Annotated in this window: 14 protein-coding genes; 4 read left to right on the top strand and 10 right to left on the bottom strand. The window is 71.4% G+C overall.

Translation table 11 applies throughout. The features are described from left to right. Positions 1–16 precede the first annotated feature (16 nt). Both LZG04_RS01265 and LZG04_RS01270 read left to right on the top strand, forming a co-directional pair. Positions 17–1,081 (top strand): exo-alpha-sialidase, encoded by a 1,065-nt coding sequence (locus LZG04_RS01265; RefSeq protein WP_233812383.1) that lies wholly within the window; start codon positions 17–19, stop codon positions 1,079–1,081. A gap of 1 nt (position 1,082) precedes the next feature. After that, positions 1,083–1,367 carry a MoaD/ThiS family protein gene (locus tag LZG04_RS01270; protein ID WP_233812384.1) on the top strand — a complete coding sequence of 95 codons (285 nt, stop codon included), beginning with the start codon at positions 1,083–1,085 and terminating at the stop codon, positions 1,365–1,367. A 46-nt stretch (positions 1,368–1,413) separates the two neighbouring features. Here the strand turns inward: LZG04_RS01270 and LZG04_RS01275 are convergent, their stop codons facing one another. The 8 genes from LZG04_RS01275 to LZG04_RS01310 all read right to left on the bottom strand — a co-directional run bounded on the left by LZG04_RS01275 (position 1,414) and on the right by LZG04_RS01310 (position 10,699). Further along, positions 1,414–2,226, bottom strand: a complete 813-nt coding sequence (locus LZG04_RS01275) for an SWIM zinc finger family protein (RefSeq protein ID WP_233812385.1) — start codon at positions 2,224–2,226, stop codon at positions 1,414–1,416. Further along, positions 2,219–4,855, bottom strand: a complete 2,637-nt coding sequence (locus LZG04_RS01280) for a DEAD/DEAH box helicase (RefSeq protein ID WP_374202777.1) — start codon at positions 4,853–4,855, stop codon at positions 2,219–2,221. Before LZG04_RS01280 ends, LZG04_RS01275 begins: the two co-directional genes overlap by 8 nt. A gap of 1,531 nt (positions 4,856–6,386) precedes the next feature. Next, on the bottom strand, positions 6,387–6,656 hold the full coding sequence (locus LZG04_RS01285; RefSeq protein WP_233812387.1) for a GlsB/YeaQ/YmgE family stress response membrane protein: 270 nt from the start codon (positions 6,654–6,656) through the stop codon (positions 6,387–6,389). 39 nt (positions 6,657–6,695) lie between these two features. Next, complete coding sequence (locus tag LZG04_RS01290) at positions 6,696–7,226, bottom strand: hypothetical protein (RefSeq protein WP_233812388.1); 531 nt, start codon at positions 7,224–7,226, stop codon at positions 6,696–6,698. Between the two features lie 50 nt (positions 7,227–7,276). Continuing rightward, a complete protein-coding gene (locus LZG04_RS01295; RefSeq protein WP_233812586.1) occupies positions 7,277–8,365 on the bottom strand; it encodes a DNA cytosine methyltransferase in 1,089 nt (362 codons plus the stop codon). 14 nt (positions 8,366–8,379) lie between these two features. Further along, on the bottom strand, positions 8,380–8,805 hold the full coding sequence (locus LZG04_RS01300) for a very short patch repair endonuclease (protein WP_308198905.1): 426 nt from the start codon (positions 8,803–8,805) through the stop codon (positions 8,380–8,382). Positions 8,806–8,819: 14 nt separating this feature from the next. Beyond that, on the bottom strand, positions 8,820–9,536 hold the full coding sequence (locus LZG04_RS01305; protein WP_233812389.1) for a hypothetical protein: 717 nt from the start codon (positions 9,534–9,536) through the stop codon (positions 8,820–8,822). Between the two features lie 47 nt (positions 9,537–9,583). Then, positions 9,584–10,699: a DUF2786 domain-containing protein gene (locus LZG04_RS01310; RefSeq protein ID WP_233812390.1), complete on the bottom strand. Its 1,116-nt coding sequence runs from the start codon at positions 10,697–10,699 to the stop codon at positions 9,584–9,586. A 90-nt stretch (positions 10,700–10,789) separates the two neighbouring features. On the opposite strand from LZG04_RS01310, the gene LZG04_RS01315 reads away from it, so the two are divergent. Continuing rightward, the gene (locus tag LZG04_RS01315) at positions 10,790–11,461 is read left to right on the top strand and encodes a hypothetical protein (RefSeq protein WP_233812391.1); all 672 of its coding nucleotides are present in this window, start codon (positions 10,790–10,792) and stop codon (positions 11,459–11,461) included. A gap of 239 nt (positions 11,462–11,700) precedes the next feature. Then, positions 11,701–13,782: a tetratricopeptide repeat protein gene (locus tag LZG04_RS01320; protein ID WP_233812392.1), complete on the top strand. Its 2,082-nt coding sequence runs from the start codon at positions 11,701–11,703 to the stop codon at positions 13,780–13,782. Here LZG04_RS01320 and LZG04_RS01325 read toward each other — a convergent pair. After that, positions 13,714–14,130 (bottom strand): hypothetical protein, encoded by a 417-nt coding sequence (locus tag LZG04_RS01325; RefSeq protein WP_233812393.1) that lies wholly within the window; start codon positions 14,128–14,130, stop codon positions 13,714–13,716. The two genes, LZG04_RS01320 and LZG04_RS01325, sit on opposite strands and share 69 nt — an antisense overlap. Next, positions 14,127–15,470, bottom strand: a complete 1,344-nt coding sequence (locus LZG04_RS01330) for a hypothetical protein (protein ID WP_233812394.1) — start codon at positions 15,468–15,470, stop codon at positions 14,127–14,129. The genes LZG04_RS01325 and LZG04_RS01330 overlap by 4 nt, the downstream gene beginning before the upstream one ends. Positions 15,471–15,516: the final 46 nt, after the last annotated feature.

Raw genomic sequence — 15,516 nt, forward strand, 5'->3', positions numbered from 1 at the left:
GACCGAGGAGTACGCCATGCATTTGCTCGCCATCGGCACCCGCAAGGGCCTGTGGCTCGCGACCAGCGCCGACCGCGCGTCGTGGAGCCTCAGCGGACCGCACCACCCGATGACCGAGGTCTACGCGGTCGCGATCGACCACCGCCGCGACCGGCCGCGGCTGCTGGTCGGCACCAGCAGCTCCCACTTCGGGCCGACCGTCGTGACCAGCGACGACCTCGGCGTGACGTGGGACGAGCCGGACCACGCGCCGATCGCGTTCCCGGCCGACACCTCGCTGGAACGGGTGTGGCAGCTCGCGCTGACACCCGACCCGGAGGTCGTGTACGCGGGCACGCAGCCGTCCGCGCTGTTCCGCTCGGAGGACGGCGGCCGGACGTACTCGCTGGTGGAGGGCTTGTGGAAGCACCCGCACCGCGAGCAGTGGGGCGCGGGGTTCGGCGGGCAGGCCGTCCACACCGTGCTGCCCGACCCGGTCGACCCGCTGAAGCTGACCGTGGCCATGTCCACCGGCGGCGTGTACCGGACGTTCGACGGCGGGTCGTCGTGGGAGGCGAGCAACACCGGGATCAAGGCGTACTTCCTGCCCGACCCGTACCCGGAGTTCGGCCAGTGCGTGCACAAGGTGAGCAGGCACCCGTCCCGGCCGGAGCGGCTGTTCCTGCAGAACCACCACGGCGTGTACCGGTCGGACGACGCGGGCGGCACGTGGACGTCGATCGCGGACGGCCTGCCCGCCGACTTCGGCTTCGCCATGGTCAGCCACCCGCACGACCCGGACGTGATCTACAACTTCCCGCTGACCGCGGACGGCGAGCGCTTCCCGCCTGGGGGCCGGTGCGCGGTGTACCGGTCGGCGGACGCCGGGGCGTCGTGGGAGGCGCTGCGCGAGGGCCTGCCGGACGGCTTCTGGACGGCCGTGATGCGTGACGCGATGTGCGTGGACGCGGCGCGACCGGCCGGCGTCTACTTCGGGTCGCGCTCGGGTGAGGTGTACGCCAGCGCGGACGAGGGCGAGAGCTGGCAGCGGATCGCCGAGCACCTGCCCGACGTGGTGTGCGTGCGCGCGGCGGAGGTGTGACGTGCGGGTGCTCGTGCTGATCCCCGGGCCGCTGCGGCAGACGGCGGGCAACCAGGCGAAGCTGGAGGTCGACCTGCCGGAGCCCGCCACGCTGGGCGCGCTGCTCGACCACCTGGCCGAGCGCTACCCGCTGCTGGACCGCCGGTTGCGCGACGAACGGGCCGGCCTGCGCCGTTACGTGAACTTCTACGTGGACGGCGAGGAGTGCCGCCGCCTGTCCGGCCCGGACACCTCGCTGGGCCCGGATGCGGAGGTGCGGATCCTGCCTTCTGTCGCGGGTGGGTGAGCGCGGTTCGGTCGCTCGACGTGGCGGTCGGGCGCGGGGCGGTGCGCTACTCGGCCAGCCGCCGGTAGAGCGGGCGCAGCGCCTCGGTCACCGACCGGCCGTCCACGACGAGCGGTTCGAGCTGGTCGAGCAGCGCGTCCGGGCGGCCGGCCGCGGTCTCGGGGAGGTCCGGCACGACTTCGGCCACCTTCGGCCGTACCCAGAAGCTCTCGAACGAGTCCTCACTCGGTTCCGGATGCGGCTCGGGTTCCTCGGGCGGGACGGGCGCGCGCAGCTCGCGCAACCGGTCCAGCAGGTCCTCGCGGGACCGCCCGCGCCAGGCCAGGATCTCGAACGGGTCGGTGTCGAACGACTCGGCGAGCAGGTAGCAGGTGGCGGCGAGGTGCTTGCACGGCACCTCCCAGTCCGGGCACGTGCAGTCCATGTGCAGCTCGCGCATCGTGCCGGGGAACAGGGTCAGGCCCAGGTCGGCGAACACGTCCTCGATCTCCGGCGGCATCTCGCCGGCCAGCAGCTTGGCCGCGAAGATCGCCCGGTCGGCCAACGCGTGCTCGATGCGCCGCCAGTCGTCGTCGCTGAACTTCCGCACCCCGATCCGCGCCCGGTACGGCTCCGGCCGCGTCCCGGTCACCAGGGCCACCACCAGGCTCGTCGACAGGGACAGGCTCATCACCTGGCCCGTGCGGGCGTAGGCGCGGCCGCGGGCGAGCCGGCCCGCCATGCCGAACGACTCCAGCACCTCCAGGAACCGGCGCGACCACCAGGTCTGCGCGATGTCGCCCCGCTTGCTGCGCAACGTGAGGCCGCCCTCGACCCGGATCGGGCGCGACGGCGGGCGGTAGCCGTGCCAGTCAGTCACCGACGGCCTCCCCGGACAGGGCGAACAGCTCGCGCAGCTCGCCGGTGGACAGCTCGGTCAGCCAGTCCTCGCCCGCGCCGACCACGAGCTGCGCCAAGCCGCGCTTCTCCTCGATCATCCGGTCGATGCGCTCCTCCAGCGTGCCGACGCAGACGAACTTGCGCACCTGCACGTGGTGGCGCTGGCCGATGCGGAACGCCCGGTCCGTGGCCTGGTCCTCGACCGCCGGGTTCCACCAGCGGTCGAGGTGGATGACGTGGTTGGCGGCGGTGAGGTTCAAACCCGTGCCACCCGCCTTCAGCGACAGCACGAAGATCGACGGGCCGTCCGGGTCCTGGAACCGCCGCACCATCTCGTCGCGCTGCCGCTTCGACGTGCCGCCGTGCAGGTAGAGGACCTCGGTGTCGAAGCGGGCGGCCAGGTGCGGCACGACCAGGGAGCCGAAGGCGGTGAACTGGGTGAAGCACAGCGCCTTGTCACCGTCGGCCAGCGCCTCGTCCAGCACCTCCTCCAGCCGGGCGAGCTTGCCCGAACGACCGGCGACGCGCGAACCGTCACCGAGGAGCTGCGCCGGGTGGTTGCACACCTGCTTGAGCCGGGACATCGTGGCCAGGACCAGGCCCTTGCGCTTGACGCCCTCCGCTTCGGCGATCTTGGCCAGCATGTCGTCCACCACGGCCTGGTAGAGCGTGGCCTGTTCGGGGGTCAGCGTGCACAGCTGCTTGACCTCGATCTTGTCCGGCAGGTCGGTGATGATCCGCGGGTCGGTCTTGAGGCGGCGCAGCACGAACGGGCCGGTGATGCGGCGCAGGCGGACGGCGGCGTCCTCGTCGTGGTGGCGTTCGATGGGGACGGCGAAGCGGGCGCGGAACGTGTTGACCGTGCCGAGGACGCCGGGGTTGACGAAGTCCATGATCGACCACAGCTCGGCCAACCGGTTCTCCACCGGCGTGCCGGTCAGCGCGACCCGGTGCCGTGCGGGCAGCGCGCGGACCACCTGGGACTGCCGGGTGGAGCTGTTCTTGACGTTCTGCGCCTCGTCCAGCACGACCCGGTCCCACCTGACCTCGGCGAGCTTGCCGGCGTCCCGGGCGACGACCGCGTAGGTGGTGATGACCAGGTCGCAGTCGGTGTCGAGGGCGCGGCCGGAGCCGTGGTAGACGCGGACGTCGAGGTCGGGCGTGAAGCGGGCGGCCTCCCGCTGCCAGTTGCCGACCACCGACATGGGGCAGACCAGCAACGTCGGCAGCCGCTTGCCGTGCGCGCGGTTGTGCGCCTCCAGCGCGAGCAGTTGGACCGTCTTGCCCAGGCCCATGTCGTCGGCCAGGCACGCGCCCAGGCCCAGCCGGTCGAGGAACGCGAGCCAGGCCAGGCCGCGTTGCTGGTAGGGGCGCAGTTCGGCGACCAGGCCGGGCGGGTGCCCGACCGGTTCTAGGTGGTGCTCGACCTCGCCGGACAGCAGGTCGCCGAGCCAGCCGGTGGCGCTGACGCCGGTGAGCGGGAGGGGCAGGTCAGCGTCCTCGGGGTGCAGGCCGGAGTGCAGGAGGACCTGCGCGGCCGTCATCTGCCCGCCGCCGCGCTTGAGGAAGGCGAGACCGGCGGCGAGGCGTTTCGGGTCGACGTGCACCCACTGGCCGCGGACCCGGACCAACGGCACCTTGGCCTGGGCGAGGGACTGCAACTCGGCTTCGGTCAGCCGCTCGTCGCCGACGGCCAGTTCCCACCGGTAGTCGACCAGGACTTTCAGCCCGAGCTCGCTCTCCTTGGCGACCTGCCCGGCCGTGCCGCGGCTGGTGGCCGTGAGCCGGAGCCCGAGCCGGTGGGGTTGCCGCCACCACGAGGGCAGCATCACGCCGAAGCCCGCCTCCGCCAGCACCGCCGCGTGCTGGAGGAAGTCGTACGCGCCCTCGACGTCCAGCTCCAACTCCACGGGCCGCCGTGCGGACAACGCCCGGTCCAGGGCCGGGTAGAGCCGCCCCGCCCGCCCGAGGTCGCCGAGCAGCACGTCCTCGGGCCGGCTGACCCACCGCCGCAGCACCGCGTCCTGCTTGTGCCACAACTGCTCGGCCGTCACCACCACGCTGGGCTCGTCCACGGCCTGCAACAGGAACTCGACCCGCCACCCGTCCTTCGCCATGCCGCCCTGGTCGGGCGTGCTGAGCCGGAAGCACGTCCGAACAGGACTCTGCCCCAACCCGCTCGCCCGCCACGCCGCCACCTTGGACCGCAAGGCCCCCGCGTCCCCGATGACCCGCGGCTCACCGACCAACGACCCCAACCACCGCCCGACCACGCCCTCGCTGCCGGGGCGCTGCCCCCGCAACGCGGCCCTCACCCCGCGGTCCACCGCCCGGTCCAGTACTTCTTCGACCAGGTCACCGCCCACATCGGACCCCCGGAACGACGGCGGCGCACTGGCCCGCAACGCCGCGTAACGCAACGCGTCCACCCCGGACGACGCACTGCGCCACCGCCCGAAACCACCACCGTCAACCGACGGCAGGACCCGCCCCCGCCGCACCAGCTCGGCCGCGAACCCCAACACATCACCGAGGAACTTCCCCGACGCACCAACCCGACAATCGGGCAACCCCTCAAGCACCACCTCGTCCACCCAAACGACGGGCACCACCCACTCCCGCCACCGAACCACCCCACGCCGACCGCCCTCCCGAACCAACTCGGGCGACGCGACAGGCCCACCAGCCGAAGAAGGCAACCGAACGGAAACCTCCCCGACCACCCCACCAACCAACTCCTGAAGCCCTTCCCCACCAACCGCAAACGGGTGCCTCACCGCCCGCCGCGGCAACCGCCCACCAACGCGCCCCGGCAACCGAGAATCCTCAGCCCAAACCCCAACCCGCCCACCACTCACGCCCAACGCGTGCAACACCAACACCCCAGCACTATGCGCCCCACCAACCACCACCCCTCAACCGACCCCACCCCATCCGCCCTCACCAACCCCTCAACCGGACTCCTCCCACCCCGCCCACCTCCGCGAGCCGAACCCAGCCTGCCGCGCCAATCGGAGCGGCAGGGGAGCTGAAGTAGGCCCGAGGAGAGCGAAGACACAGCCGAGCCGGTTCCCGCCAGCCACGTCGCGAAGATCCCAGCTCACACCAGTCAGACCCAGCCCAAGCCAGCCCAGCCGAGCCGAACCTCAGCCCAACAGGGCCGAGCAGCCCAACAGGGCCAAGTCAGGCCTAGTCCAGCCGGGCCAAACCTCGGCCCAACAGGGCCGGGTCGGGCCCAGCCCAGCCGAGTCAGGCCGGACCCCAGCCGGGCCAGGCCGGGTTTGGTGCAGTCCACCCGAGCCGGGCCCGGCCGGGCCGAACCCCAGCCGAGCCGAGCCGGGCCGAGTCAGGCCGGACCGAGTCAGGCCGAGCCGGGTCGAGCCGAGCTAGGCCGAACCTCAGCCCAACAGGGTCGGGGCGGGCCGAGTCGGGCCAGGCCGAGCCGAACTCCTGCTAAGCCAAGCCGAGCCGAACCCCAGCCGAACCCCAGTCGGGCTGGGCCGAGCCGAGCCGAGTCGAGCCGAGTCGAGCCGAGCCGAGTCGGGCCGAGTCGGGCCGACTCGGGCCGAACCCAGTCGGGTCGGGCCCAGTCCGGCTTAGCCGAACCAGCGCTCTCGCTCGGCCGAGCGCAGCCCAGGCGAAGCGGGAAACTGAGCCCAGCCAGCCCCTGCCCAATCCGAGCGATCTCAGCCCCAACTCGCCCGACCTGGCCAGCCGAACCCGATCCAGCCGGACCGGAGCTGGCCGAGGCCGAGCCAAAGCCGAGTCGAGTCGGCGCCGCCCCAACAGATGGAGCAGCGCCGAACCCGGCCCAGCCGAACCGAGCCCAACCTGGCTCGGCCGCGCCCTGCGGACCACGCTGGCTGGGCTCAGCCCAGGCCCAGTCCAGCCTGGCCCACCCAGCGTGATGGAGCGGAGCCATGCCGAAGGGGATCCATCCGGGTCTACCTCAACCCGTGGTCGAGCCAGCGGATCCCGACCGGCTTCGCCGAGTCGAGCGCAGCGGAGCCGAGTCGGGCCGGCTGGAGGTGGCGGCGGGCCGGCTCAGTTGAGCCCGGCCCGCCCCGCCGGATCGAGCGGAGCCGAGGTGGAGCCGTGCGGGTCCACCTCAACCCAACGGCCGGGGTGAGGGCCGGTCGGTCAGTGTGGTTGGTGGGTTCTCCTGCGGGCCAGGGTGGTGACGCCCAGGCCGGCCAGGCCCACTTGCAGGGCCAGTTCGATCCAGTCGATGCCCGAGGTGTCCGATACGCCGATGAGCGATGCCGCGAACGTGCCCACCAGGGCCGCCGCGATACCGACCAGAAGCGTCATCACCATCGAGATCTTCTGCCTGCCCGGCACGACCAGCCGACCCAGGCCACCGATGATCACGCCGATGACCAGCGCCGAGATGAGCCCGGTGATCTCCACGAGAGGTCCTTTCCTCGCCCTGCGCGTCCACCACGAGCATCACTCGACCGCCTCACCCCCCGAATCGGGTTTGCCCCTGACCCTCCCCTGATCCCGACCCTGAACCCCGAGCACCGCCGCGCCCTCCTCCGACAGCGCCCGGCCCGGCACGTCCGGGTCGCAGCCCACCCTCACCAGGCGTGACCTGATCGAGGTGGGGGAGCGTTCCAGGCGTTTGGCGATCGAACGGATCAGGTCGGTGGTCGGGGTGTCGCCGGCAGCGGCCAGCCAGTCGGCACGCAGGTCCTCGTCCAGGTCCGGCGTCCACGGTTGGTTGGCGTTCGCCGGCCGGTCGCGGGCCGGCGGGGTGGACGGGGCGCTCAGCCGGCCCAACGCCTCCAGCACCTGCGCGAGCAGCTTGCCGATCTTCGCGCCGGCGTCGGCGGGCAGGCGGAGGGTGCCCTCGGCCACCAGCGCTCCCGAGCCGTCCACCCCGGCCAGGTCAACGGACAGATGTGGGTCCGCCGTCGCCACCACCTGGTAGGTCGTGGAGCCGATGCGGACCGCGTTCTCGTACGTGGTTGTCGTCATGGTGATGACGCTAGCGGAGGGGTCTGACAATTTCGGGAAGCCGCGGGTGGTCAGCGGCAGAGAGGGCACGCGGGGGCGCTCGGCTCGGCCCCCGTCAGGTACGGCTTGAGGTGCTCGGCGATGGCCCTCGCCAGCGACGGCGGCACGGCGTTGCCGATCTGCCTCGCCACCTCGATCTTCGAGCCGCACCACTCGAACGAGTCCGGGAACGACTGCAAGCGCGCCGCTTCCAGGTGCGTGATCGGCCGGTCGACCCGGTGGCCGTCCTCGCCCGGCTCCCACTGCGGGTGCAGGTAGCGGCCCTTCTCCGGCTTGTAGAACTCGGTGCGGATGGTCAGCGACGGCTCGTCCCACCGCATCCGGCCCATCACGTCCGTCGTGCCGGTCTTCTTCTCCCGCCAGCACCGGGGCAGCAGCTCCGGCGGCAGGTCGAACCGGCCGCCGCCCGGCGGGATGTGCCGGTACCGCTCCAACGACAACGGCGTGGGGTTGCGGCCGATGTGCAGGTCCGGGCTCTTGAACGGGCCGGGCAGCTCCCGCCCGAAGAACTCCACCACCGACTTCGGCAAGGACGTCGTCACGGGCCGCTCCGGCAGCCCGCGCAGCACGTCACCCACCGTGTGCCAGCGCCCGCGCGGGTGCGTCGCGACCGGCAGCGGGATGCGGCCGATCCGCGAGCCGATCACGATCGTGCGCCGACGTCGTTGCGGCACGCCGAAATCCGCCGCGAGCAGGATGCCGTAGCTCAGCTCGTAGCCCTCGGTCTCCGCCTGCAACAGCGCGAACTCCGTCGAGGCCAGGAACCTGTCGACGTTCTCGATCACGAACACCGACGGCCGCGCCCGCCGCACGAACCGCAGGTACTCGCGCCACAGCGAGTTGCGCGGGTCGTTGACGTCCTTCGAGCCCAGGTTGGAGAACCCCTGGCACGGCGGTCCGCCCACGATCACGTCGACCTCGGGGATCGCGCTGTCCGGCACGGCCGCGATGTCGGACCAGCGGATGTGGTCCTCGCCGAAGTTCGCCGCGTACGTGGCCGCCGCGTGCAGGTCCCACTCGACCGCCATGACCGGCCGGTAGCCGCCCGCCGCGGCGAACCCGGAGGTCATGCCGCCACAGCCGGCGAACAGGTCGATCATGGACAGCACAAGGCTCAGGCTAGCCGACCGCGCCGCTGCAACACCGTGGTCCGCACCCGACTCGCCGCGACGGCCGGGTCCTCGTGCTCCCACACCCGCACCGCGAGCCACCCCGCCTCGGCCAGCACCTGGTCGGTGTTCGCGTCACGCGCCTGGTTGGTCTCGATCTTCGTCCGCCAGAACTCCCCGTTGCGCTTGGGCCACGTGCCGTGCTCCGGGCAGCCGTGCCAGAAGCACCCGTCCACGAACACCGCCACCTTGGCCGGCCCGAACACCACGTCCGCCTCGCGCCGCACCGCGCGCACCGGCCGCTGGTGCACGCGGTAGCGCAGCCCCAACCGGTGCAGTTCGCGCCGCAACGCCACCTCGATCCCCGTGTCACGCGACCGCTGCTTGCTCATCCGGGCGCGGACGTCCTCCGTCGTCTCCAGGTTCGGCACCAGGCCATGATGGCTCACGCCGGGTGCAGCACGTCCCGCAGCCGCCGCGCCGCCCGGTCCAGTTGCGCCCGCACGGGCAGCACCGCCGCACCCACCTGCGTGTACTCGCTCACCCCCAAATCCGCGAAGAAGAACGGCGGCATCGCGTGCACCAGCAGCTCCTCCGACCGCTGGGGACCGCCGCGCGGGTTCAGGATCAACCGCTCCACCCACGCGTCCACCTTGAACACGGTGTCCGCCAACGGGTGCACCCGCACGTCCAGCCCGTGCCCGCGCAGCACCGCGACCACGTACAGGTCCCGCAGGAAACCCACGAAGTCCGACACCACCCGGTTGCGCAACGCCTCCCGCCCCCGCGGCCCCACCTCGGCGATCACCTCACGCGCCGGCGTCCACAACATCCCCCGCGCCTGCTCGTCGACCTCGCAGAACTCGCGGAACTCCGGCCAGCCGGGTAATCGACCCAACGCCTCCACCACGTGGTGCGCGACGTGCGCGAAGGCGAAATCCGGACGCCACTGGCGGATCTCCGGTACGTCGGTCGCGCCCGGTCTCGGCGCGCCGCGGCACGCGGCCTCGACCTCGTCGGCGGTGATCCGGTGCACGGCCACGGCCTCGTGCGCCATCACGTGCGCCACGACGTGCTTGCGCCTGCTGTACCAGTGGTTGAAGTGGAACCGGGTCTCCTGCGTGACGTTGAACAACCTGCGCACGTCCATCGCTGTGGTCATGACGCAGAGGGTACGGACGGGCACCGACAGTTCCGGGAAACCGCAGGTCAGGTGATCGACAGGTTGGCGCGGTCGGCCGCCGAGCGGCCCGCGTCCCACCCGGCCGCGCTGCGCACCGGGGTCGTCTTGGCGACCGTCCGGGAGAACATCGCGCCGAAGTACTCCTCCACCGCCTTCTTCCGCTCGGCCAGCACGGGCAGCAGCCGGTCGTCGTCGGCGGGCACCTCGTTCGCCGCACGCAGCCGTTCCCCGATCCGGTGGGCGTAGGCCAGCAGGAACGACTTGCGGAACGCCGCCGACCGCGCCTCGTCGCCCTTGCGCGCCTTCTCACCCGCCGCGACCATCGCCCGCGTCGCCTGGACCAGCAACGACGCCGACAGCAGCTCCACGATCTCCAGGTCGAGCTCCTCGCCGACCAGCGCCACGAACCCCAGGTCGTACACCACGGCCCGGCAGCGGTTCGCCTCCGCGACCACGTGCACGACCTGCGCCTTGCCGTCGAAGTACCGCTTGTCCAGCCACAGCCGGCGGGACGTGGTCGTCGCCGCCTCGACGGGCATCCGCTCCAGCGCGTGCCGCGTCACCAGCTCCTGCGCCTTGGCCGACAGCGCCTCGGCCTCGTCCGGGAACGCCGTCGACTCGGCCTTCGCCAGCAGCCCCCGCACCCGGTTGAGGATCTTCGGGTCCACGTGGTGGTGGTCGATCGCGGCCAGCGGCGTGCCCGGCTTCGGCACGATCACCGGCAGCCCCGGCAACGTGACCAGCACCGACAGCACCGCCACCGCGACGGCCACGGCGTCGTCGCGCAGCTCGATGTGCCTGCTCGCCCACTGGTCGAGGTGCGGCTGGTGGACGTCCCACCAGATCGTCGCCTCGATCTCGGACAACTGCTCCTGCCAGCGCGGGTGCAGCGCCGGGTAGCGGGACGCTTCGAGGGCCAGTGAGTCCACCAGGAACGACAGCGCGCGCTCGTCCTCGTTGCGCCGTACGACCTCGTACACGTCGTAGGGCAGCCAGCCGTGCTCCCACAGGTGGTCGAACGCGCGCCTCAACACCGCCTGCACCGCGTCGTCCACTTCGGCCGGTGAGAGGGAGGAGGTGCGCGGCAGCCGGGCCCGGCGGTTCGCCGCGGCCCGCCACAACGCCTCGCGCAGGGAGTCCACGACCGCCGATTGTCCCCTTTCGGGTGTGGTGTCGCCGCAGCCGGTGCGCGTTGCGTCCCGGCACGTGCCCCGACGTGCCAGCCTCGCGCGGTGAGCCGGAAGACGCAGGCCCCGAAGCGGCGGCCGATCGTGGTGGTGCACCGTCCACAGGGGACGCCGCTGACCGTGGCGCAACGGCGGGTCGTCCACCGCTGCCGCGCCCTGCCGCAACTGCTCGACCCGCTGGAGGCGGAGCTGACGGTCAGCAGCGCGGTCGCCGACCTCCAGCCGGACGAGGAGTTCTGGGCGGGCCTGATCGAGCACGCCGTGTCGCTGCCCAGCCGCCGCAACCACGCCCTGCTGCGCGTCCTGGCCGCCGTGCTCACGGGCCGTCCGCGCGAGTGGGCGGCGAGCGCCGTGACCCCCGCGGGCCCCGCCCTGACCGTCGGCGGCGCCTGGATCTGCGACCGTTCGATCGACGCCGGCTACTTGGCCCTGATCTGCACGTACACGTTCGCGTCGGACGAGCACGCCATGGTGTTCCTGATCGACGAGCTGGCCGGCGGCGAGGTCCGCACCGCCTTCGTCACCCGTGACGTCACCACCGCGCGCGACCGCCTGTCCGACCAAGGCCCGCTGACCCCGATAGGGACGGAGGCGGCGCACTGGCTGCTGGCCAAGTCCTACCACCGCCTGGACCGCAACGCCGACGCCGTCATCGACGCGGACGTGCGGCGCACGAGGTTGCTGGCGGGCCGCCGGATCGCACTCGCGTTCGGCTGATTCCGAATCCATCACCGCTATATGCGCATTAGAGTGGTGGCGGTCACGTATACCGTTGGTCCAAACGGACACTGAATTCCCTTAATGAGGTGAATGTCTTCTGCACATGCACACCGTACGGTCGTGTTGTTGGTCGAATTGACACGCCACGGGGGTAGCGGATGTCGCGATCAGATGAGGTTCGAGGGGGCGGGGCGTCGCCGGGCAACATTTTGTCCGGATCCGTCTCCGGTGGAGCGGTGCAGGCAGGGGTGGTGCACGGGGATGTCACGTTCCACAATGCACCGTCCACTCCGCCCCCGGTGCCGCGGCAATTATTGGGCGCGCCAGTGCATTTCACCGATCGTGTGGCCGAATTGGCCGAGCTGAACGAAGCCTTGGTCGAGCACCGGCGGGACGGAACCCGCATGTTCGCCGTACTGAGCGGTCCGGGCGGGGTCGGCAAAACCGCGCTCGCGCTGCACTGGGCGCACACCACGCGGGACCGGTTCACCGATGGGCAGCTCTACGTCGATCTCGCCGGGTTCAGCGGGTCCGAGCCGGTGCAGCCGGAGGACGCGCTGGGCCTGTTTCTGCGCAGCCTCGGCGTGCCGTCCCGGGAAGTGCCGGTGGAGATCACCGAACAGGCGGCCCTTTACCGTTCCTTGACCGCGGACAAGAAGTTGCTGGTCCTGCTCGACAACGCGTACTCGGCCGCCCAGGTACGTCCGCTGTCGCCGAGCTCACCGTCCAGCGCGGTCCTCGTGACCAGCCGTAACAGGTTGACCGGTCTGGTGGCCGAGGGTGCCCGGCTGGTCGACGTCGGTCCGCTCGGCAACGTGTCGGCGGTGCGGCTGCTGGCCAAGGTGGTGGGGAAACGCCGGGTGGACGACGACCCCGAACGGGCTGCGGCGCTCGTCGGGATGTGCGGCGGCCTGCCGATCGCGGTCCGGGTGGCCGCCGCGCGGTTGGCCAGCCGCCCCAAGTGGTCGGTGCAGAAAGTCGTCACCGAGTTGAGCGACGAGCGCAACCGCCTGTCGATGCTGTCGGCGCCCGAGTTGTCCGTGCAGACCACGTTCGACTTGTCCTACCGGGCGCTTCGGCCGACCGCGGCCGCGCTCTACCGCCGGCTCGCGCTGCACCCGGGTCGCGAGTTCGGTGCGTCGGTCGCGGTGTCCGTGCTGGAGAAGGACGCCACTCATGCGTTGTTGGAGGAGTTGGTGGACGGCAACCTGGTCGAGTCCGTGGGCGAGACCCGCTACCGCTTCCACGACCTTCTGCGGCTCCACGCCCGGAACAAGGCCAACTCCGAGGACGATGCCGACGAGCGGGCGTGCGCCGTGCGGCGGATGGTCGAGTGGTACCTGAGCGGCGCGATGGCGGCGGACCTCGTGGTTACACCACACCGGCGCAGGCAGATCTACCGGTTCCTGACGCCACCCGAGGGCGTGCCGGAGTTCCCGGACCGCGAGTCGGCCTTGGCGTGGTTGGAGGAGGAGCGGCAGAACCTGATCAGCTGTGGCCGGGTCGCCGAGGAACACGGCTGGTGGGAACTGGCTTGGCACCTGTCCGATGCGCTCTGGCCCCTGCTCCTGCACCACAAGCACTATCGAGACCGCTTGGAGATCGACCGCCGCGGCGTCGACGCGGCGCGCCGGTGGAGGAACCGGTTCGCCGAGGCGGACATGCTCAAACGGCTCGGCATGGTTTGCACCACCGTGGGCCGGTTGGAGGAGGCCGAGGAGCACCTCCGGGCCTCGGTCGCGGTCGCGGAGGAGATCGGCGACCAGCAGGGCGTCGCCGACGCGGAAGGGGCTTTGGCCCGGCTGCACGTGGCGGGCGGGCGGCTCGCCGAAGCGGTCGAGCTGTTCGAGCGACTGGTCGGGACCCACCGGGAACTCGGCGCGTGGCGCAGCGTCGGGCTCACGCTGATCGACCTCGGCCGGGCGTTGACCGGGCTCGGTCGGGTCGACGAGGCACTGCGGGCACTGGACGAAGCGACGGCGCGGTTCCGCGACCTCGATCCGCCGGATCCCTACAACCGGGCAAGAGTCATGGTGGCCCAGGCTGCGGCTCACCTGCGTGCCGACGACTTGCCGCTCGTCGATCGCACGGCACACGGCGCGCTGGAGGCGCTGAAAGCGCTCGGCTCCAAGCAGGGAGCGGCCGAGTCGCACCAACTGCTGGCCGAGTCCGCCGAGCGACAGGGGAACGCGGAGTGGGCCGCAGAGCACTGGCAGCAGGCTCTGCGGCTCTACACCGAGATCGGATCCTCAAAGGCCGACGATATCGCTCAACGACTGCGTGCGGACGACCCGCAACCACCCGCAGCCGACGGCTGACCGACGTGCCCGGTGGTCCGCGCACCACACGGGCAACCCATGCACTCGCAGCGCGCGCATGTCCAGCCGAGCGACGTGCCACGCGTAGAGCGATTGAATTGCGGAAAGCACCACGGCGTTCATGTCGAGACAGCGCGCTGCGGTGGTCAGCGGCGTCAACTCGACCGTCTGGCCTAGTTCGGTCCGTGCCATGAGCCGATCCGACGACACCGCGATGGCCAGCGCCGCGAACGGGTTGTCGCGCAGCAGCGCCGCGGTCGGGTCACCGCCGTCCGCGGCGACTTCGCGCACGACGGCATCGGCCAAGTGGTCCGGTCCGCTCGTCCAACGCACCACGGGCTCCGTCACGGCGACTCCTTGAGAGGCGTCGGGACCGGCGGCACGGCGCGATGCCGACCCGGTTCAGGGATCTCGAGCAACTCGTACACGAGCCGGCGCAGCCGCGCCGACGAGCGGCCGGGCTGCGACGTCAACCGCGCGCGGACGGCCGCGCCCACTTCAGCCGCACCCGCGGCCGCCCGCTCGAGCTGCGGCCGTGCAGCCGCACCTGCCTGGAGCCGCGGTGCCCTGTGCCGCAACAGCTCCTGCGCCGATCCGTGGGACGTCGCCACGCGCACCGGTGCGCCGACGAGCACCACGGGCCGATCGATCGCCGCGGCATAGACGCCGACCGACCCGTGGTCGGCGACCACGTGGTCGGCGGCGATCAGCGCGGCCCGCCAGTCCACCTCCGGCCCGACCACCAGCAGTCCGGCGTCTCGACAGTCCGCGAGCCAGGCGTCCACCTGGCGCCGCCCGTGGCCGAACCAGGCACCGGGGTGCACCAACGACACCACTTTGAACCCCTGTGGCGTCAGCTCTTCGAGCAGGTGCGGCAACAGGTCCTCGAACCTGGCGAACAGCGAGTCGAGCCCCCAGGTGGAGCTGACGACCACGGTCGGCTGACCCGGTTCGATGTCGAGCGCGGCCCGGTACGCGTCGCGTCGCGTCAGGCTGGCCACCAGTCGGTCGTAACAGGGATCACCCGCCACGACGGCCACGTCCAGTGCCTGCGGGCACTGCCGGCGAACCACCTCCCGTTCGTCGTCGTGCGCGAGTACCAGAGCGCTCGCCAGCACGCGGCCGTTGTGCAGGAGCCGTTGCGCGTCCAACCCGTAGACGACCGGCTCGTCACCGTTGGCGATCGACTTGCCGTAGCCGGCGCCGTGCGGCATCACCACCAGCGGCGCGTGCAACTCGTGCAGCCCGCCGTAGGACGCGGCGAGGGCCAGGTCGAACCTTTCCCGGATCGCGAGCTCCCACGGCCACACGACTCCTCTGGTCGACCGCAGGAACTCGGCGACTCCATTGCTGAAGACATCAGGCGCCTGGGTGAAGACGACCTGCAGCCTCGCATCCGTCTCGATCAACTCCACCGCTTCCAGCAGACGTTGCCCACTGGTCACCGTGTGCACCACGGCCAACACCGACAGGCACCCGGCGCGGCTGACCCACCGCGACGCGTCGAGCCCGATCGGCACTCGCGGCCACTCCGGACGTGTCATGCACTCCCCCTCTTGCTCAACCCCTGGGAGAAGAGTGGCTGCCGGGTTTGGCGTGGACTTGCAGTCCGCTTGGATCTGCCGATCGTCGCCCCAGCACATGGGCAATTCGGACGAAAATTGCGAAGAAGGCCTACCGGAGTTCACCCGGTGAAGCAGACTGTGGTCAAGGGCAAGTTGGCCAGCGAAAGGT

Source organism: Saccharothrix sp. S26, from assembly GCF_021390395.1.
Classification (GTDB): Bacteria; Actinomycetota; Actinomycetes; order Mycobacteriales; family Pseudonocardiaceae; genus Actinosynnema.

Excerpts from the sequence above, each read along its gene's own strand:
- LZG04_RS01290 (WP_233812388.1), bottom strand. The coding sequence starts at position 7,226 with ATGACGACAACCACGTACGAGAACGCGGTCCGCATCGGCTCCACGACC.
- LZG04_RS01305 (WP_233812389.1), bottom strand. The coding sequence starts at position 9,536 with ATGACCACAGCGATGGACGTGCGCAGGTTGTTCAACGTCACGCAGGAG.
- LZG04_RS01265 (WP_233812383.1), top strand. The coding sequence starts at position 17 with ATGCATTTGCTCGCCATCGGCACCCGCAAGGGCCTGTGGCTCGCGACC.
- LZG04_RS01295 (WP_233812586.1), bottom strand. The coding sequence starts at position 8,365 with ATGATCGACCTGTTCGCCGGCTGTGGCGGCATGACCTCCGGGTTCGCC.